The sequence below is a fragment of the Pantoea sp. ICBG 828 genome (assembly GCF_002928355.1).
GTDB classification, from domain to species: domain Bacteria; phylum Pseudomonadota; class Gammaproteobacteria; order Enterobacterales; family Enterobacteriaceae; genus Pantoea; species Pantoea dispersa.
The window spans coordinates 320,396-340,147 of the sequence record NZ_POWN01000004.1 but is presented as its reverse complement, the minus strand read 5'-3'; the positions used below and the strand labels follow the sequence as shown (position 1 = coordinate 340,147).

Genomic DNA, 19,752 nt, shown 5'->3' with positions numbered 1-19,752 from the left:
GGAAAAGCGATTGGGCTAGCTTGCGGCTGCCTCAACCTCAAACATGAAATCTTCGCGATCCTGCGGCTGTGGCGCGTGTCCCAGCCAGCTGGTGTAGCCCAGCCGGGCATTGCCTCCCAGCGTGACGCTTTGCACCTCTTCCGCCGCCAGGATCAGGCTGAGGTCCCACTGCATCTCGATGCCGAGATAGTGACGCACCCAGTCGCGCACTTCGCGCGCGCCCGGCGCATCTGGCAGAAAGTGGGCATACTGCTGCGCGCTCAGCGGACCGAGCCGCAGGCGAAAACGGTGCTGCACATCGCGCACCGCCACACCCAGGAACGCCGATTCGCCCAGCCGCGGCATCTGGCGTCCGGCCCCCAGCCGCGCCTGATCGCGCTCGTCCAGCGTCAGCCACTGCGGCACGTTCTGTGCCAGCTGCACCGGTACGCCAAAGTAGTGACGCAGAATGCGTACCAGCCCTTCAGCGTCGTGACCGTGGCGGCTAAGATGGCCGACCAGCATCAGCCGCGCATGCAGGCTGAGCGAACTGGCCTGCTGCTGCGCCGGTAAACCGATGCCGGCCAGACAGGCAAGGTAATCGACAAAGCGGCGGTTATCGGCGCGATCCAGCGAAACGGCCGGCTGCGCATCGGCCCAGGCGCGATAAAACAGCAGCGTGGCGCGATGGTGAAAGATGTCGGCAAACGCCGCCAGGCTGTGATCCTGATGGTGCACGATGCGCTCGTGCACATATTCCGTCAGATGGGTCGGCAGCGGACCGTTGGGGCCAAACAGGCCAAAGCTGTAAATCGCCACGTCATGGCGCGCGTCCTCTGCGCGCGGCTGCACGCTGGCCAGCGTTGCCGGGGCAAACGCCAGCGACGGTTGCTGACCAATGCGCAGCGCTTCGAACTTCGGCAGCGGCGCGCGTCCCAGCGGATAGCGCTGGCCGCCCTGCGCATCCAGCCGGCGTAGCAGCTGAAACAGATCGTAGCGCCACGGTGCCGCCATCACTGCCTGCCAGAAATCGTCCGGCAGCCGCTGGGCGCGCTGCAGCGGAATGATCTGCGCCTCGCTCATAGCAGCGCCTTCCTGCCCATGCGCGGCGGCCAGTAGCCCACCTCGCCGCGCTGCTGGCTGTTGAGGGTGAATTCGGTAAAGCTATTCAGCGCCACCAGCCGGCTGCACACCCGCTCCAGCACGCTGCCAAGCAGCCACGGACTGGCACCGGAGAACGCCTGTTCGTCGACCTCCAGCGTGATGCTGACGCCGCGCGCAAACACTACCGGGCCCGGTTCCGGCACCCGGCGGTTGACCGCGCTGAGCTGGCAGTGGCGAATACCGTCAATCTGGCGCGCCACCGCCGCTTCGGCGAGATTGGCGTACAGGCTCAGCAGCTGGCGCAGCGCAGCCGCGCCCTGGCCGTCGCTGCTGTCCATCAGGCTCAGGTAGTTCATCTGCAGGTGGCTGATCAGACGCCACGCGGAAAGCCCTTCGGCCAGCGCCGGACGCGGCGGCGTCGGGCCTTTACACAATTTCAGCTGACCGACCGGGATCGAATCCGGCATGACGAAATTGCCCTGCTCCTGCTGCAACAGCATCAGCGGCAGATCGCGGCTGGTACAGAGCACGTCTGCCGACAGATAGCGCATGTCGTCGCGCCACGGCGTGTGATGCTCATCCACCAGCGACAAAAACACTTCCGAGCCGATATAGCCGGTGCGCGTGCCGTAACGCTGCGCCTGCTCAGACAGCGTGCGCTGCTCACGGCGCAGCGAGAAATAGGCACCGTAATCGCCGTCGTCGCCGCTGAAGGTGCTCCAGAACGGGCGGAATAACTGCTCTTCGCGCTTGCCCTCAACGGTGGCGAACAGCCGCTGCACCGAGTGCACTTCGTAGTCCAGCGGCCGGATGTTATCCACCACCAGATGATATTCATGCTGGCTGTCGCTGACCTTCAGGCGCTCGGCCGTTTTGGGAAACAGGTTGATTACCGGCGTGCAGTGCAGCGCCAGATGGCTGCTGTCCACCACGCTTTCCAGCGCGCTGTCAGCCTTATCCAGCAGGATGATAATGTCGAATTCCTGCGCGTTATCGCAGCGGCGCAGAAACGGTGCCAGCTGGCTCAGGCTGATGAACTGGAAACGCGCCGGAAAGGCAAAATACTCCTGCAGCAGCCGGTAACCGTCGAAGTTACGCAGATCGTCCGGCAGCAGCGCCTGCTCTGGCGCAAAGCCTTCCTGCTGTAACGCTTCATCCGGCAGCACCTGGCGCAGCGGTTTCTGTTCGACCGATTGCAGCACGATGCCGACGCAGTGCTGCATCAGCAGCTCCAGCAGTTTCTGTGCCTGAATGTCCGGACCGCTGAGATACAGCATTAAATCGGCGACATTCAGCTGGCTGAGCGACGAAATGCCTTCGCAGGCGATACGCACGCGCAGCGCGCTGGCCGCACCGCGACCGCTGAGCTTCAGTTCACCCAGCGGCAGATCGCCCGGCACGCCGCCGAGGGAAACGTCGCTGATGCGCAGTGGATGCAGCGTGACATCGTGCGCCGTGGTGTAGCTGCAGGTTACGCCGTTTTTCTTCAGGTGCTGGCTCTCCATCATGGTGCCGCGCGGCACGTGGAAGCCATTACTGATGTCGCCTTTGCGGCTATCCGGCGTGAGCTGTGCAATCGCCATTGACGGCGTAGGTGACAGATAAGACGGCGCAATCATCTCCAGCAGCCGCTGCGAGAAGCGCGGGAACTCGGCGTCCATTTTGAGCTGCACGCGCGACGTGAGGAAAGCAAAGCCCTCCATCAGCCGCTCAACGTAAGGATCGGCGACTTCGATGCCGCGCATTCCCAGCCGCCCGGCGACTTTCGGATAGCGCGCAGCGAACTCCGCGCCCAGCTCACGCAGATAGGCCAGTTCGCGGTTGTAGTAGTCGAGCAGTTTGCTGTCCATGATTAACCTGCATCCAGTAGTTCAAAATGACCGCTTTCCAGATCAACCTGGGTGCGGAACAGAAACTCCAGCGGATAAGGCACGCACCACAGGCGGCCTTTGATCTCAATCGATAACACGTTGTGCAGGCTGAGCGACTTCAGATCGCTGACGCAGCGTACCTGCAGCCCCTGCGGCAGAATGCGCGGCTCGAAATGCAGAATGGCATCGGTCATTTTGCGCTGCATATCCTGCCATTCGATGTCGGAGATATTCTGTCCGGCCAGCGGCGCCACGCCAAAATTCCACACCGAGCGCTGCACTTCACCAAAGGCGCTGAGATCCTGCTGGGCTTCGTTGTTGATGGTGTTAAACAGCCACTGCAGATCGCGCAGCACGTGGCGGCGCAGCGTGCTGTGGGAAATCAGCGTAGTGTTGCTGGCTTCGCTCTGCTTGTCCGGCGCGTTGTCAGTCAGACGATCGAGTAACGAGGATTGCAGCTTGTCGCGCGCGGTTAGCGCATCGCGATTTTTACGCGCGCGGAAACCGCCATGCAGCTGGGCATAGCCGTCGTTGTGCGAGCTGTTATCACGGCTCATCGCTGCCGCCTGGCTGGAACGTCAGCTGCTGCAGCGTCAGCAGCGGATACTCGCCGCTGTCGCTCAGCCACAGCTTCTGGCCATGGCCGGTAAACTGGCGGTCATCGTGGCCCAGCGGCTGCCATTCCGTAACGCTGGCGCGCAGGTAACGCTCATCCGCCCCCGGCAGCAGCGGATAGCGCACCGGGATCTGGCAAATCTGCTCGCTGCCATCCACCAGCTGCACGCGCGTATGGCGCCAGACCAAATCGGTCACGCTGGCGGGTGCCTGAAATTCCATCTCGCGGATCGCGGCGAATGGAATCCAGTAGTAGCGGCCGTTGGCGATGGCCTCGCACACCGGCCCGAAGCGGCTGTCGCCGTCCATCAGCCACGCGAAGTCTGCCGTCTGTTCCTGCTGTTGCAGCTGACCCGGATTGGCGTCGGCCTGCGCCAGCGCGGCGGCACGCTGCTCAGCGCCCTGCGCGAAGTCACCGCGGATGTCGGCGGTCAGCGCAGCCAGCAGGGTTTCACACCACGCCCACGCGCTGCCCGGCAGTTGCGGCTGCGCCGCGCCGCGCAGTACCGCTTCACGCTGCTGCTCACCGGCAATGGCCTGCTGCAGTAAGGTGACGGTCGGCTGCGCCTGGGGCGTCAGCGCCAGCCACGATTGCAGCTGGGTTTGCGCGCGCGTCCAGTTACCCGCCAGGCACAACAGCTGCACAAACGCCGCGCGCAGGTCGGCATTGGCCGGGCTGGCCTGAATCTGGCGGGTGATATCGGCGAGGTTATCGGCCAGTGAGGCACTGGCCAGGCGCGATTGTAGCGAATCCATGCAAGCTCCTTTTGCGTTAGTTGATGGTGCGGTAAACCGCGGCGGCGGGATCTTTCAGCTCCGGATGCAGCTGTTCTACCAGCTGGACTTTCAGCGGTGCGCTGGCGCTCAGCCACGGCGACCACACTTTGCGTACTTCCTGCAACCGTGCACGCAGCGCGCTCTCATCGGCGGCATCGCTGGCGGGCATCTGCACCACCACCTGATCCGGTGCCTGCCAGCCGTTGAACTGGCTGCTGAACGGCAGCACCAGCCAGCTGTCTGGCGACTTCTCGTTGCTCAGCACCATACGTTCGCTGTTGACGGTAGTGATGCTGAGCTCGGCGCTCTGCTGTTTGTTATTCAGGCCGGCAATCGGGAAGCCCTGCAGGAACGTCACCACCACGCTTTTCGCCGCACCGTTGCCCATCTGCGTCAGGCTGCTGCGGCCGCTCAGCCAGCCATCCTGACCGCAGCTCAGCCCCTGTTTTGACGGCACGAACAGCGCGCTGGTCTGCGCCGGATGCTGCCACCAGGTGCGGAAGTGACAGCCGTCGAGCAGGCTGAACTGCAGCCACGGCGTGGTATCGGCCTGCGGCGAGTTGAGCACCGGCGCGGCAGGGGCAACCGCAGCGGTCTCTGGCTGCTGCACGGGCGCGGGCGGCGGCGTTACCACCGTTTGCCACTGCTGCGCTTTGGCAGCGCTGCCGCTGGCGATCGGGTTGCCGTCATCATCATTGAGCGTCCAGTTGAGCTGCTGCAGCGCTTTACATTGCGATGCCATCAGCCCGGCGACGCGCGGCAGAAAATCCTCCAGCGCCGCGACGTTTTTCGCGCCGTGGGTGACGATGCGCAGATCAACATTCCGCTTACACCAGCTCGCCAGCTGGTTATCTTTCACGTCATCAATCCAGACATCCAGTTTCTGTGCCGGGGACTGCACGATGCGATAGTTCTCAGCAAATGCGTGCGTGCTGAGCAGCAGCGCAGCCAGACCCAGTAATCCATGTTTCATGTTGGCGTTCTCAATCTCGAAGAGGGAAAAACTGCGCCGCTTCGGACAGCGAGTGCAGTAAGGTGGTGTCCTGCGGTGAGCCAATCCAGACGGCCAGCGCGCTGAAGTTATCCTGCTGACCGTTATCCGGCTGACCGTTGCGGATGATTTGCTGCATCAGCGTCAGCCACTCTTCCGGCGTATTGACCATGTGCAGCGACTGCTGCATCTGCTCCAGCGTCACGCCGTGCCAGAAGCCATCGGTGCACAGTAAAAAGGCGTCGCCGTCTTCTATTTCCACCACATCGCTGTAGCTGGCGTCGCGCTGCTCATCGCCCATGCCGAGGGCAAAATAGAGCAGGTTACTGTTGATACCTTCGGTCTGGTGACCGGCATCTTTCATCTGCTGCACCAGGCTATGGTCGGTAGTCACGTGATAGAGGTAGCCGCGGCGAAACAGATACAGCCGGCTGTCGCCCGCGTGCGCCCAGTAGGCCAGCTCGTAGTCGCGGTCGACAAACAGGCTGACCAGCGTGGTGCCCATGCGGCTGTGCTCGCTGCTGGTTTTCTGCTGCTGGCGAATCGCGTGATTCGCGTGGTTGACGTAGTTGCGAATCGACTGCGCATCCAGGTGCGCGTTACCGTCGAACGCCTCCATCAGGCTGCTGCGCGCGATGCGGGCGGCCACGTCGCCGCCAGGAAATCCTGCTACGCCGTCGCACACCACGAAGCAGGCTGAGCGTTCACCGATTACCTCACCGGTTTGATCCTGATTGCTGGCGCGGTCGCCCTGATTCGACGTGGAAGCAATGGTGATATTCATGCGTCATCCGTGTGGGTTTGTGAATCTTTGTACTGATTAACTTCCAGGTCGTAGGCATGCAGGAAAGCTTCGCCGAACAGGGTATGGAAATCGTCCTCAATCTCGCCCGCCGTCTCGCCGTAGCGCTCAACAAAATGCTCCCACAGCGCGGCTTTGCGGCTGCCCGGCAGGCCGAGGCGCGACAGCGATCCCGCCTGGCGTGCTTCCTCTTCCAGCTGATCCGGATTAAAGGATTGCAGCATCGAAGCGATAATGGCGCGGATCCCGGCGATCATGCCGAGCTGATGCGCCTGCAGATCGATCAGCGCATCACGCACCGCCTGACGCGGCGGCATGAAGCCCGGCATACGGCTGCCAAACATCTGCATCAGCACGGTTTTGCCGGACGGCAGCAGTTTGAACGGGTTGTTGGCGTCATCAAGGATCACCGTCATATCCGCTTTGACGCCACGCTTAAGAATCGAGCGTGACGACAGCAGCGCAACGGTGCCCTGCGAGAACATGCTCAGCATCTGGCCAAACTGCAGCATCTGCTCACGGTCGAACTGCGGCGTGGGTTGCAGATCGCGCAATCCCATGCCTTCCAGCAGTGCATCCAGCAGTTCGCCTTTCAGCGCGTCGCCGCTGCTGTGGCTGGCTGTCGCCTGGCTGGCGGGTGCCGCGTTCTGATGGCTGGAAGCCACCGGATCGATACGCAGCCGCCCTTTCGGCGTCGGCGACGGTACACGTTGCACCGCCTGCGGCGTGGGCAACGTAATACCGCCGTAATCGATCTGCGGCGCAACCGTCTCCGGCTGCTCCGCCTGCGGTTCGATCAGCGGCGGCGTGGCCTGGGTTTCGGTGTCATCAAACAGTGGCGAACTGCTGAGATCCGCCAGCCCGACCGGTGCCGTCTCCGGCGAGGGTTCACTGGGCGTTTCCGGCTGGACGTCGGGCTGCGGCTGTACCGTCTGTGTCGGCGCAATCTCCGGCTGCGCGAGCGGAACCGCATTACCCATCATCAGGCCAAGCGGATCGTCGTGGTTGCGCACGTCGCTGCTGCTCTGGCTGCCAAACAGGCTGAGCGGATCGAGCTCGGTAGCACTTTCGACCTGCGGCTGCGCGGCGGCATTCTGCTGCGCCGACAGTGTGCTGGGGGTGCGATCGTCGAAGATACTTTCCTGCGCGAACAGCGCATCGCCTTCATCGAACAGGCTGGTGTTTTTCGGCTGCTGGCCAATATCCAGCGGCGCATCGTTCACCAGCTGAGCCAGCGGATCCTCCGGGTTGCGATCGAGGCTGGCCGGCGCGGTGAGCGGATTGGCCTCCGGCAGCACCTCGGCCGCTGCTTTGCGCTTCGACAGATCGTCAGAGATCGAGAACTCTTTGGCGAGGCTGTCCCAGATCTCGCTGGGGATCGCGGCGGTGCTGGCATCTTTTTCCGCTGGTGGCGCATCAGCCATTACCGCCGCCTGCACCACCGGCTGCGGTGTCAGCGTGGCGGCCTGCGGCTGCTGCGCGCCGTTGAGATCGTTGACCAGCAGCTGGTAATCATCGATGCCCAGCACGTCGCCATCCTGTAATTCCACCTGACGCCCGCGCTCCAGCGGGATGTCATTGAGCAGCACGCGCGTCACGTTGCCCCGGTTGGTGAGGCGGCATTCGCCAGCGGCGGTGATGTGCACAATCGCCTGCAGGCGAGAAATGGTGCGATCGTCATCCGGCAGCACCAGATTGTTGTCCACTCCGCGGCCAATGGTGCCGCCGGGCGGCATAAAGTCACAGCGGGTTTGCGGCGGCTGGTGGCCGGGTTTAGTCGTTATTATCGTAAAGCGCATAACGGGTTCCTGCGGTTAGCGGTTCGGCATCTATATTGCGCGGCTCTCCGGGAAAGACGCGGAATATAGGAAGCGGGTAATACGATGCTGCGAGCGATATAAGGTGAATGATGCTGCGCTTTAAAACGCGATGCGCTGTGTCATATTTGCTATTTAGTCTTTGAGTTGGCAAAGAAATGATTGCAATTTTGTAGCGGCACAATCTATTGCGCGATGAATCGCGCCGCTACAATATGTGCGCGGTGCTGTAATTAATAGAGTTGTTCACTAAGCCAATTAGCGGATAAGAGGCAGAGAAGAGTGACCTTCCTTAATAAGGAATTTGCCTCAATAATTCCAGGCGTTTTTTATTGATGCGCACAATGCAGATATTAGTCGCTACTTCGTGAGCGATACTCCCTTCCTCTGCATCAAAAGCTTCCAGCTTACACTGTCCATCACGGTACTTTAGCCAGCCACGTTGGGTATTTGTTAATGTGCTAAGGTAATCATCCGCCAGTTTTTTATCCGCACGGTATGACGATACAATCCGTTTTTTTGCCGCGGTGTATTCCCGATTCAACGCGTCTTCAGCTAACTGCTTCTCATGAAGCGTGCATTGATAAACTGCGCTATCTGAGGGTTCGCTGGAGCAGAGGGCTGTAGCAAAAGCTGATTTATTCATTACCAAAAGAAAAGTAAAAACATATAACTTTGAAAACCTCAAGCAACCTCCTGAACAAATCAGTGTGTGTGTTTATAAATTAAAATAGTTGTGGCACCTACAAATAAAAGCAGTGCACTAATTAAGTTTAGTTTATGAAGCATGAGCAACCATTTGATCTTTTCAGATGGGAGATTCTGAACAAAATTATATGTTTCAGCACTAACCCGCTCATTTTTCTTATGATACATGGTCACACCTTTATAAAGCCGTGCAAAATATGAAACCTTGTTATGATGAAATAATGATGAAAAATGATTAGCAATCTGCGTGGTAATATCTAGCTGCAAATTTAGACGCTGAAACTCATTCAATATAAAATCGAGTTTTTCCTTGTTTTTTTTAAAGAGGATGAATGCATATATTTGCAAGATACATCCTATGCTTATCAGAACTACAGATATTAATAGTAAAAAATTCAAAGTATCTTTTCCATAGTTATACCTGCCCCGGCTTTAAAGCCTTCACTTAATAAGTACCCTCCTGCAGCAGCACCAACAATACTACATGCAAGTATGCCAATTGGTCCTGTTGCAACGCCTAATGCCAGACAAAGACTCGTGCTGATTTCGGCACCAAGGCTCGCCCCATAATAGCCCCCAGCAATACCAGCTGCAAACTCTGAATATTTTGCGACCGCAACCTGCGCACACTGATCTTTGCGATCAACCGTACAAGCCTGATAGACCTCATTCGTCGTATTTAAGGCACCAAATCCTACAGCTACCAACCCCCCGGCTTTCATAAACTTAGCTGCTTTCGCTGCACCATCTACGTAGGTTGAGTAGCCACGAATTGCTCCGACTCCAGCGGTTTGCCAGTCGTGCACAATGGATGAACTGGACAAATTCAATGCATGTTTAATTTTATCGTAGGGTCTCAAATTCAGAATCAATCGCGAAACGCGATTAAGCAGCTGTTCGAGTTCGCCAAACAGACGGCGACGCTCAATAAAAAACTGCTCACCAAATAGCGTGCCTGCCGTCAGGTACTGGTTGCGATAGGCATTTTCAATGGCAGTTAGTTTCTTTGCTATTTCTGAGAAGTATTTCTCGCCTGCATCACCGATTAGACCCGAAGCTTGATCCATATAATTAGTAATAGCAGCGATCGAAGCATAGTGCCGGTTGAAAAAGTCAGCCTCATCAACGGATAGATGCGCCAGATTATTGTTGGTTGTCGCTTTTGCCGTTGCCAGGGCACTCATTGCCGCAGGATGATTGTTTCCTTCCGGATCAGCAACGATCAGGATTTGTCCCGGTTTAGCCCATGCGACATCAGCATTTAACTGCAAAAAGTAATTTGCTGCCGGCATGTTGCGCGTACCGTAGAGCCACATCGCTTGCTCGGTAAGGCTTCCAGGGCGTTGCACTACACAAAATCCCGGTTCGATGGAAGTTTTACCTGTCATCACAATCTCCTTTTGCAGTTAAATATTTATTTAGTTAAAAGACAATCTTATTAACATCTCTTCTGTAAGTTGTATCCCGCTCAATTATATTTTCAGATAAGCATTCTGAAATATTTATAGCGGCCCCGCAGGGCCGCTTAATAAAGCAATTACGCTTCTTTATTTTCTTTGATGTTCCAGCCAGCGCTGCTTTCAGCGCCTTTACCACCTGAAGAGCTCTGCTCCCAGTATTGCTGTTTCACTTTGGCAGCCTGGAACGCGTAAGTCACGCTCAGGGTATCGCCATTAGCAGCACCGGTATAATCAACTTTTGACACCAGCACATCTTCCAGTGTGATACGTGCGTATTCAATCTGCGTGCCGCCTGCTTTGCATACGGACAGCTCTACTTTGCTGATATGCTTACCGCTGGCGCAATTTTTCAGGATTGCAGTGGTGGATTTGTCAATCAGTGCATTTACGCTCAGGTCAGCAAAATTTACTTTACCTGCACCACCGCCGCCGCCAACAGACATATTACCCGGCTGGTTAGCACCCCAGTTGAAAGAGGTAATATCGGTCCAGCCGGTGTGGTTGGAGTCTTTAGACTCGCCGGTCACACCATCAACTTTTAAAAACATATCAATAGCCATAATTATCTTCTCTTGCTTGATTTACGTTCTGCTTTGATAAAGCATCGTTATGGCAAACAGGAAAGCATGGGGCTGAATAAAACAGTCCATATTTTACCTCTGCCTCGTTTTCTGAATATCGCTACATGGTTTATTCAGAGAGTGTTTTTATTGTCCCACTGGATGGAGCAATAAAAAATAGTGAATCCTTTACTTCTTCGATATTAATATCGAAACGTGGAGCCGGCTCGCAAATAAGCGTTTTGCGTCTGCACGTTAACTGCAAAGCTTTGTGAGCATTCAGACCGCCATACATGACGGCCTGATGCAGTTAATCAATTCTCATTCGATTTGAGTGAAGGCAGTTTCGATACCAGACGCAGTGACACCGTCAGGCCTTCCAGCTGGTAGTGCGGACGCAGGAAGAATTTCGCGGCGTAGTAGCCCGGGTTATCTTCCTGCTCTTCCACGCTCACCTCGGCGGCAGCCAGCGGCTTACGCGATTTGGTTTCCTGTGACGAGTTCGCCGGGTCGCCGTCGACGTAGCTCATCACCCAATCGTTCAGCCAGCGCTCCATTTCATCACGCTCGCGGAATGAACCGATCTTGTCGCGCACGATGCACTTGAGGTAGTGCGCGAAGCGGCAGCAGGCAAACAGATACGGCAGGCGTGCAGCCAGACGTGCGTTGGCGGTCGCATCGGCATCATGGTATTCCGCAGGCTTTTGCAGTGACTGCGCACCAATAAAGGCAGCAAAGTCGGAGTTTTTGCGGTGCACCAGCGGCATAAAGCCGTTTTTCGCCAGCTCGGCTTCACGACGATCGCTGATGGCAATCTCCGTCGGGCATTTCATGTCTACGCCGCCGTCATCACTCGGGAAGGTGTGGCACGGCAGGTTTTCAACCGCACCGCCAGACTCGACGCCCCGGATCGCAGTGCACCAGCCGTACTCTTTGAACGAACGGTTGATGTTGGCTGCCATGGCGTAGGCGGCGTTGCTCCAGGTGTAGCCGTTGTGATTTGAGCCATCGGTCTGCTCTTCAAAATCAAAGCTATCCACCGGATTGGTGCGAATGCCATACGGCAGGCGCGCCAGGAAGCGCGGCATGACCAGGCCGAGATAGCGGGCATCTTCCGATTCACGCAGGCTGCGCCAGGCGGCATATTCGGTGTTCTGGAAGATTTTGGTCAGATCGCGCGGGTTCGCCAGCTCCTGCCATGATTCCATCTGCATGACGGTTGGCGCTGTACCGGTGATGAACGGGCAGTGTGCCGCCGCGCTGATACGCGCCATTTCGCCCAGCAGCTCCACATCCTGCGGGCTGTGATCGAAATAGTAATCGCCCACCAGGCAGCCAAACGGTTCGCCACCGAACTGACCGTACTCCTGCTCATAAATCTTCTTAAACAGCGGACTCTGATCCCAGCCAGCGCCTTTAAAACGCTTCAGGCTGCGTCCCAGCTCCTGCTTGGAGATGCTCATGAAACGGATTTTCAGCATCTCGTCGGTTTCGGTGTTGTTTACCAGGTAGCTCAGACCGCGCCACGCGCTCTCCAGCTGCTGAAACTCTTCATGATGAATAATCTGGTTGATCTGCTGTGACAGCTTGTCGTCAATCTCAGCGATCAGCGCCTGAATGGTGCGATAGGTATCATTCGAGATGGTGACGGTGTTTTCCAGCGCCTGCTGCGCCAGCGTCTTCACAGCACTTTCGACGGCTGCACGCGCCTGATCGCTGGTTGGACGAAATTCTTTGTTCAGCAGGGCGCTGAGTTCATTCTCGCTGTAGTGCGAAGCGCCCTGTTGCTGCTGATGCGAAGACTGGGTCATGATTACTCCTCCTTACCTTCAGCGCTTTCATCCTGCTTCGGCAGATGGGTCAGCGCTTTCAACAGCGTTGGATCCTGCAGAATCTTACCGATCAGCTCTTCCGCACCGTTTTTGCCGTCCATGTAGGTCAGCAGATTCGAAAGCTGGGTACGCGCTTCCAGCAGGTTGCTCAGCGGTTCAACTTTGCGGGCAATCGCATCCGGTGAGAAATCGTCCATGCTCTCAAAGGTCAGTTCGACGTTAAGTTTGCCTTCGCCGTTGAGCGTGTTATCCACCTGAAACGCCGCACGCGGCTTCAGCGCTTTCATGCGCTCATCGAAGTTATCGATATCAATTTCCAGGAATTTACGCTCATCAAGGCTCGCCTGCGGCTCGAGTGGTTTACCGACCAGGTCCGCCATGACGCCCATCACAAACGGCAGCTGAATTTTGCGTTCCGCGCCATAAATTTCCACGTCATATTCAATCTGAACGCGAGGCGCGCGATTGCGGGCAATGAACTTCTGCCCACTGGATTTCGTTGGTGCCATGGTTTTCTCCATTAAGGGTGCGCGGGTAAAGTTTCGCAGGAGGCGCGCAGGTCTCGCTGCGTTGAGTTGTTACGCTCGCTTAGTCGCGGCGTCCAAAGATATTTTCCAGCTGATGCACGCCGTCTGGCGCCAGATCGCGGATGATGTCCATAAAATCGAGTTCAATCAGCCGCTGTACGCGGTCGATCATCAGCGGTGCCGGATGGCTGGGTTCGTGCTGAGCAAAGTAGTGCTTCACCTTCTCCAGCATCAGCTGCGCATCGGCGCGCGAACTGATTTGCACGCTGCGCCAGTCAGCCGTGCGAACCGCTGCGGCGGGCGCGGCGACGCTCGGTTCCGGCGGCGGCTCTGTTACCGCGGCCGGCTGCAGCGCGCTGAGGTCAGTGGCCTGACAGCGTTCGGCGATCATGGCGATCTGCCTGCGCAGCTGCGACAGCTCCGGCACCGCCGCTTCCCCCAGCTGTTCTGTCAGAGTTTCGGTAATAGTTTGCAAACGCTCACTTATCTGTAGCACCGCTTCAATACCGGGCTGCTCGCCGCGCGCCAGCTCATCGGTCAGGCGCGGCAGACCGCCAGGATAGTCCGCGACTTCGGTCTTGCTGCCGTCGCACAGCGCTGCGGCATCGCGCAGCGTGATGCCATCCGAGGCGTAGCGCAGCAGCCAGCTCTGGCGTACCGCGCTGCTCAGCGCTGATTTATCGCCCAGTAGCGCCACCGCATTGATGCGGTAAAACGGATCCTGTTCGCCGTACTCTTCCAGTCGCGGCCACAGCGGCTCCCAGTACAGCAGCAGCGCCTGCTCAATCAGCTTCAGCCCCTGCGCATAGCCAGGCAGCCCTTTCAGCTCGGTCCAGGCGTGAGTAAGCGCTAACATCACTCGCAGGTCTTTGCTGCGGCTGAGCAAGTCAATCGCCAGCTTTTCGACTTTATTCCAGTCCGCTGATTCAGCCGGGATAATGGTCTCGCCAAACTGCTGTTCGGCTTTACCGGTACTGGCCTGCTCCATCGCCTGGTAATCCGCGTGATACTCCAGGTTGTCGCCGCAGGGGTTATCACTGCTGACCGGCGCCAGCAGCGCGTCAATATTCATCGTCATAGCGGTTGGCCTCAGGATTCAAACATCGGAGGATAAAGTCCGTTTCGTCCGGGTTTTGCCCCGCCGGCCGGGTCGAACAGCAGTGAGAACAGCTGTGCGGTGAAGTTGCCGCTGTGCACCTGGGTGTAAAGCGGGAAACCGTCGCTCTGGTTTGTCCACCAGAAGCTGGTGTAAAACTGCGGGTCGAAGCTGTCACCCGGCAGTTTCCAGTTGAGCGTTGACGGCTCGCCGTCGCCAATCACCTGTAAAATGTCCGATTGTTCGCCGTCAGTTTGCGGCTGCTGGGGCTGCGGAATACTCAGCAGCGCCTGGTCGAGCTGCTCTGGCGTACCGCCGTTTTGCACCACGCGCAGCAGCATATTGCCGACCTGCTGATACCACTCGCCCGAGCGGGCCAGCAGCGCCGGTGACCACTCGGCAGGAGTAAAATGGCGCAGCGCGCACAGCGGATAGTTGCGGCCGACGCTGTCGCGGGCGGCAATCAGGCAGCCCATCTGGATCAGTTGACTGCCGAGCATCGGCGGCACGACAAAATTCCACACCGGCGCTTTGAGAAAGGCGCGCGACGGGGCGTTTTTACTCTCTTCACTGGTTTGCCAGTGATGCAGTCCGACCTGAAACCAGTTCGACCACTGCCGGTACAGCACATCGGGGAAGCGTCGCTTCACAAAGTCACCCGAGCTGGGCAATTTGCCGTACCAGCCGGGTGCTGCGTAATGAGTCATTATCAGGTCCTGTTTCAGGGGCAGCTAAAGCCGGGAAGCTGGAACGGGTTACGAATACTGCCAGGGGTGAACGACAACGTGACCTGATGGCCATCGACGTTAAAACTGGCCTCGCGGGTCAGGCCACCGACCGCGGTTAAACGAGCGCGATCGAAGAAGCGGTTCAGCGCCCACGGACCGCTGGTCACCAGCGTTGAGGTGGTGCCGTTGGTCAGACCAAGCTGCATCCGCACCTGGCTGGTGCCGCCCGGTCCGGGCCAGCTCACCATCTGCACCGCCTGCGGGCCGTGGCTGTAACGCAGAATCTGGCCATCGACGTCGAGCGTCAGGTTGAGAATGTCGTTATCCATTTTCACCGTACGCAGCGTGACGCGGAACGACGGCGTGGTCGCCCCGTTAGCAAAGAAGGCATCACGAATCGACTGCGCCTGCTGGAACGGACGCAGCAGCGCCTCACCGCCCGGCAGCGTTTTGCCGTCGATGCCTGGCGTGAAACGCCACGCCGCGTTGGTGGTATCCACTTTGCTGGCCAGATTGTCGCGGAAGAAGCTGTCCATCAGCCCGCTGCCCGGCGCGAACATGCGCGCGAGATCGTCCGGCGTCACTTCGCTGCGCGCATTGCGCACCAGCGGATAACGGCCGGCAATCGCCTGGCGGCAGAAGCTGCCCACTTCCATGGTGATGCGCTTGCGCACGTTATCCATATCGCGGCGCTGTGCATCGCTGCTGGCGCCCACGGCCATGCTGGAAACCATATTCTGCAGCGAGCCCGGTAAGCGGCCGGCGCTGGCCTGCAGACGACTGATGGCATCGCCGGAAGGCGGCGGCATGCCACTGTTGGCGGCGTCCTGCACCGCCGTCAGGTAGCGGTAGAGATCGTCGATCTGATGCAGAAAATCATCCACCGCCAGCACTTTACTGCCCTGCTGCAGCGGCTGTGCCAGCTCCAGCACAGGCGCGAAGTGCACCGCCACCGCCTGCTCCGGTGCCTGCTGGGCTGCGCCCTGGCCCGGCGCTGCGCTGGCTTTGGAGGAACTGAACAGCGCTTCTAAAGTGCGCGTGGCGCTGTTGCCCGTCGCCGGCTGTGCCTGGGCACTTTGCTCATCCGGCTGTGCGCGGTTCAGCGTCAGCAGCTTACTGAGGTTAACCACCAGCTGGCGCAGCGGCGAGTGGTTGCCCGACAGCAGACGTGCGGTGTTGATGCGCTGCGACAAATCCGCGCTGCTGTTGAGCTGGATATCGCTGAGGAACTGCTCCCACTGGCGGATGTAATCCTGCACGTAGAGCTGGCGCACCGCGAGGTCGGTCTGCTGACTGTTCTCCGGCGACGCAACGCCGCCCAGCACCCAGACATCATCCTGAAACAGCGCCTGCGTGACCGGTGCGATTTGTTTATCAACGTGCTGCCAGTAACCGTCTGGCGTGAACAGGCCGGCCACGCCGTCATTGACTGATTTGCCGCTTTTGCGTGAAAACACCAGCTCACTCTGCGGCCCGCCCAGCGCCGCGAGGGTGACCGGTTGCAGGCTGCCGTCACGCTGCAGCAGGCGCTTCAGACGTCCGTAGACGCGCTGCGACAGCGGCATTTGGTTAATCAGCGCCTGCTCGCGCTTTACCAGCGCGTCATCCTTCGCGTACGGCGAGGACTGAATCTGTGTCTCCAGCAGCTGCTGCAGATGCCACGCCAGCTGTTTCACTTCCTGCTGCGTCACGTTTTGCGGCAGTTCGCGGCTAATATTCAGCATCAGCCAGGCATGCAGGAATTTGCCGTCATAATGTTTTGGCTGATACAGCATCTGGTAAGCTTTCAGCGCTTCGTAGCTGTAGTCCGCATCGCTGCCGTCGTCATTACGCAGCCAGCGGGTGATGTTTTGCGCCACCTGCGGCAGCAGCAGCTGTCTCAGCGCTTTGTCATACAGGGTGCGCGTGGCGTCGCTGACTTCGGTACCGCGATACAGGCCCATGCGGCGCGTCAGCGGGGGATCTTCCAGCGAGAAGTCGGCGCTTTTTGGCAGCTGCAGCAGCGTGTTGAGATACGGCACCAGCGCAAACAGATCGCCATTGCCCTGGCGTTCCAGCTGTTGTCCCAGCTGTTCCACCTGCGGCGTTTTACCCGCCATCTCCTGTAAATAGGCTTTGTTTTTACTGTAGCTGGTGAGCCACAGCGCTCCGGCAATCAGTACCAGCACCAGCAGCGCCAGATAGCCGGACCACAATCCGGCGCGATTGCGCAGCTCCCACCAGCGGTTACTGCCCGCCAGGCCCGACTCCTGGAAGATGACATTTTCCAGCACGCCTTTCAGGAAGAAGCTCTGGCCTTTGTTCGGCGGGATCGGTGACTCTTTGTCGACCTGGTCCCAGCTGCCGGACTCACCGCTGTGCTGTCCCGGCAGATGCAGGGCGCGGCTCAGCTCGCCCATCACGCGGTCAAACGGCAGCCCTTCCTGCGTCCCGCTGGCGAAATAGATACCGCGCGGCGCGAACTGGGTTTCGAAATCAGAGCGGGCAAACAGCGTATCCAGCGCCTCCGCCAGCAGCGGACGCAGCGCAGCGAACTCCTGCGGGAACAGATAGCTCTCCGCCCGTGCCTGCGCATCGCTTTCCGCTAACAGCGTATCGGCCAGGCCGGCATCCAGACGCTGCTGCAGCAGTGAATACTCCTGCTGAAACTGACTGTTAAGCTCAAACTCTGCGGTCGACGCCTGCGCCCACGGGAAGGTAAAGCCCCAGATTTGCTCGCGCTGGGTTTTATCCAGCGAAGCGAAGTAGCTGCGGAAACCTTTGAGCAGGTCGGTTTTGGTGACCAGCACATAAACCGGGAAGCGAATGCCAAGGCGATCGTGCAGCTCCATCAGCCGCTGACGCAGTGCGATCGCCTGATTGCGCTGCGCTTCCGGCGATTGCGTCAGTAAATCGGACACGCTGAGCGTAACAATCACGCCATTGACGGGCTGACGGCCGCGATATTTGCGCAGCAGGTCGAGAAAATGATGCCACTCGCTGGCGTCGCGCTCCTGCTGGCTCTCCTGGGTGGTATAGCGGCCGGCGGTGTCCAGCAGCACCGCTTCGTTGGTGAACCACCAGTCGCAGTTGCGCGTGCCGCCAATGCCGCGCAGCGCCGCTTTGCCGAACTTGTCCGCCAGCGGGAACTGCAGCCCGGAGTTGACCAGCGCGGTGGTTTTACCGGCACCCGGAGCGCCAATGATCATGTACCACGGCAGCTGGTAGAGGTATTGATGGCTGAAGCGCTGCGCCCAGAAAGGCGCGCCCTTGCTGCTGGCGCGCTGGAAGTGCGCTTTTTTCAGCATGTCGGTGGCTTCGGAGAAACGGCTCGCCAGCACCTGTTCTTCATTGGTCAGGCGTTTGCGGTCCTGCTCCGGCGCATCGCTTTTGCTGGTTTCGAGGCTCGACATCAGTTTGCGGTTGAGCCAGAAGTTATACAGGCGCGGAATCGCCTGGCTCAGCCCCCACACCAGATAGAGCAGCGCAATGCTGATGATGCGGTTCTGCTCTGGCTCCAGCGGCCGCGAGTCGACAATGGAAAACACCGGGCCAATCACCCAGATGATAAAGGAGAGCGCGGTAATGCCGACAAAACCCCAGGCGAGGCGGCTGGTCAGCACCGCAAAAAGCATATTCAGCATGGATTAGTTCCCTCTCGCCAGGCCGTTGAGTTCCGCTTGCGTCGCATCCGGCGCGACCAGCAGAGTAATTTCTACGCGACGGTTGCGGGCGCGATTCTCCGCGCTGGTGTTCGGCACCAGCGGATGGCTTTCGCCACGCCCTTCGGCTTTAACCCGCGACGGTTGTGCCAGCTGCTGCTGCAGCAGGGTTTGCACCGACTGTGCGCGCGCCAGCGAGAGTTCATAGTTGGAGGCGAAGCGGGCGCTGCGAATCGGCACGTTGTCGCTGTAGCCAATCACCAGAATCTTCCCGCTGACGTTATTCATCGCGGCGGCAATGCGCTGAATCACCGCATCGTAGCGACCACGCACTTCGGTGGATGCCGAGGCGAACAGGCCATCGCCCTTCAGGGTGACCACGCTCTGGTCGGCTTCATCGCGCACCGCCACCAGGCCGGCATCAATTTCCGGCTTGAGGAACGCTTTCAGGTTCAGCGTGGCGGGCGGCGGCGGTGCCGGATTGCTGATTTTGACTTCCGGCAGCGCGGTCTGATAGATGCTGGCCAGCACCGGCGAGGTGTAGTCGCCGAGACGCCAGTTCAGGACGATGTAGAACAGGCAGGCAGCAAAGCCGGCCACCGCCGCACAGGCCCACAGTGGAATCATCGGCCGCCACAGCTTGCGCAGCACCGGCTGATCGGTGGGATGCGGTGACAGCGCCGCCGGGTAACTGCCGCGCACGCTTTTGATCATCTGCAGCAGACGCTGTTTGATGGTTTCCAGCTGCGAACGCCCGTTATCCAGCACGCGGTAGCGCCCTTCAAAGCCGAGCAGCAGACAGAAATAGATCAGCTCCAGCAGCAGGATGTGCTGACGCGGGTTTTGCGACAGCTTTGCCAGCAGCTGAAAGAACTTCTCACCGCCCCAGGTTTCATTGTGAAACGTCACCAGCAGGCCGTTGCTGGTCCACACGCCGCGGCTGCCCCACGGCGTCAGCGCCGCCGCTTCATCCAGCGCGGTGCACAGGCAGTAGCGCGCGCCGACGATCACTTCATAACTCAGCCCCGACTGCTGGCAGCTGAGCTCAAAGCGACGGATCTGATCGATCAGCTGCTGGCGCAGTCGCGCCGGATCGTCGTGCGAGACGGAGTGGCGAATCTGCGGGATCGCGTTAATCAGCGGATTCGCCGCGGCGACCAGCACATTCTGATGGCTGACATCCTGCTGTGTGACGTCACTGTTCGGTTTCTGTTGTTCCTGCATCATGCGGCGTGCTCAGTTTT

16 protein-coding genes are annotated in these 19,752 nt (G+C 58.9%); all 16 read right to left on the bottom strand.

Annotation, left to right across the window (positions count from 1 at the left end):
• Positions 1-15: 15 nt before the first annotated feature.
• The 16 genes from tssG to C1Y43_RS11990 all read right to left on the bottom strand — a co-directional run bounded on the left by tssG (position 16) and on the right by C1Y43_RS11990 (position 19,735).
• Positions 16-1,062 carry a type VI secretion system baseplate subunit TssG gene (tssG, locus tag C1Y43_RS12070; protein ID WP_104188338.1) on the bottom strand — a complete coding sequence of 349 codons (1,047 nt, stop codon included), beginning with the start codon at positions 1,060-1,062 and terminating at the stop codon, positions 16-18.
• On the bottom strand, positions 1,059-2,933 hold the full coding sequence (gene tssF, locus C1Y43_RS12065) for a type VI secretion system baseplate subunit TssF (protein WP_104188337.1): 1,875 nt from the start codon (positions 2,931-2,933) through the stop codon (positions 1,059-1,061). Before tssF ends, tssG begins: the two co-directional genes overlap by 4 nt.
• A gap of 2 nt (positions 2,934-2,935) precedes the next feature.
• Positions 2,936-3,511, bottom strand: a complete 576-nt coding sequence (tssE, locus tag C1Y43_RS12060; protein ID WP_021506795.1) for a type VI secretion system baseplate subunit TssE — start codon at positions 3,509-3,511, stop codon at positions 2,936-2,938.
• The gene (locus C1Y43_RS12055; protein ID WP_104188335.1) at positions 3,501-4,325 is read right to left on the bottom strand and encodes a type VI secretion system accessory protein TagJ; all 825 of its coding nucleotides are present in this window, start codon (positions 4,323-4,325) and stop codon (positions 3,501-3,503) included. The genes tssE and C1Y43_RS12055 overlap by 11 nt, the downstream gene beginning before the upstream one ends.
• 16 nt (positions 4,326-4,341) lie before the next feature.
• Positions 4,342-5,319: a hypothetical protein gene (locus tag C1Y43_RS12050; RefSeq protein ID WP_058757159.1), complete on the bottom strand. Its 978-nt coding sequence runs from the start codon at positions 5,317-5,319 to the stop codon at positions 4,342-4,344.
• Positions 5,320-5,329: 10 nt separating this feature from the next.
• Positions 5,330-6,121, bottom strand: coding sequence for a PP2C family serine/threonine-protein phosphatase (locus C1Y43_RS12045; protein WP_058780946.1), 792 nt, complete (start codon positions 6,119-6,121; stop codon positions 5,330-5,332).
• Complete coding sequence (gene tagH, locus C1Y43_RS12040) at positions 6,118-7,938, bottom strand: type VI secretion system-associated FHA domain protein TagH (RefSeq protein WP_104188334.1); 1,821 nt, start codon at positions 7,936-7,938, stop codon at positions 6,118-6,120. Before tagH ends, C1Y43_RS12045 begins: the two co-directional genes overlap by 4 nt.
• A gap of 310 nt (positions 7,939-8,248) precedes the next feature.
• Entirely contained in the window at positions 8,249-8,644 is a 396-nt protein-coding gene (locus C1Y43_RS12035; RefSeq protein ID WP_233209831.1) for a lysozyme inhibitor LprI family protein, read from the bottom strand.
• Positions 8,645-9,059: 415 nt separating this feature from the next.
• Positions 9,060-10,052, bottom strand: coding sequence for a hypothetical protein (locus C1Y43_RS12025; protein ID WP_104188332.1), 993 nt, complete (start codon positions 10,050-10,052; stop codon positions 9,060-9,062).
• Between the two features lie 149 nt (positions 10,053-10,201).
• Positions 10,202-10,684 (bottom strand): type VI secretion system tube protein Hcp, encoded by a 483-nt coding sequence (locus C1Y43_RS12020; RefSeq protein WP_021313206.1) that lies wholly within the window; start codon positions 10,682-10,684, stop codon positions 10,202-10,204.
• A gap of 314 nt (positions 10,685-10,998) precedes the next feature.
• Positions 10,999-12,495: a type VI secretion system contractile sheath large subunit gene (tssC, locus tag C1Y43_RS12015; RefSeq protein WP_021506787.1), complete on the bottom strand. Its 1,497-nt coding sequence runs from the start codon at positions 12,493-12,495 to the stop codon at positions 10,999-11,001.
• A gap of 2 nt (positions 12,496-12,497) precedes the next feature.
• Entirely contained in the window at positions 12,498-13,025 is a 528-nt protein-coding gene (gene tssB / locus C1Y43_RS12010) for a type VI secretion system contractile sheath small subunit (RefSeq protein ID WP_021506786.1), read from the bottom strand.
• A 79-nt stretch (positions 13,026-13,104) separates the two neighbouring features.
• Positions 13,105-14,115 carry a type VI secretion system protein TssA gene (tssA, locus tag C1Y43_RS12005; protein WP_166718433.1) on the bottom strand — a complete coding sequence of 337 codons (1,011 nt, stop codon included), beginning with the start codon at positions 14,113-14,115 and terminating at the stop codon, positions 13,105-13,107.
• A 17-nt stretch (positions 14,116-14,132) separates the two neighbouring features.
• Positions 14,133-14,846, bottom strand: a complete 714-nt coding sequence (tagF, locus tag C1Y43_RS12000) for a type VI secretion system-associated protein TagF (RefSeq protein ID WP_021506784.1) — start codon at positions 14,844-14,846, stop codon at positions 14,133-14,135.
• Positions 14,847-14,860: 14 nt separating this feature from the next.
• Entirely contained in the window at positions 14,861-18,490 is a 3,630-nt protein-coding gene (gene tssM, locus C1Y43_RS11995) for a type VI secretion system membrane subunit TssM (RefSeq protein WP_104188329.1), read from the bottom strand.
• A gap of 3 nt (positions 18,491-18,493) precedes the next feature.
• Complete coding sequence (locus C1Y43_RS11990; RefSeq protein WP_021506782.1) at positions 18,494-19,735, bottom strand: DotU family type VI secretion system protein; 1,242 nt, start codon at positions 19,733-19,735, stop codon at positions 18,494-18,496.
• Positions 19,736-19,752 lie beyond the last annotated feature (17 nt).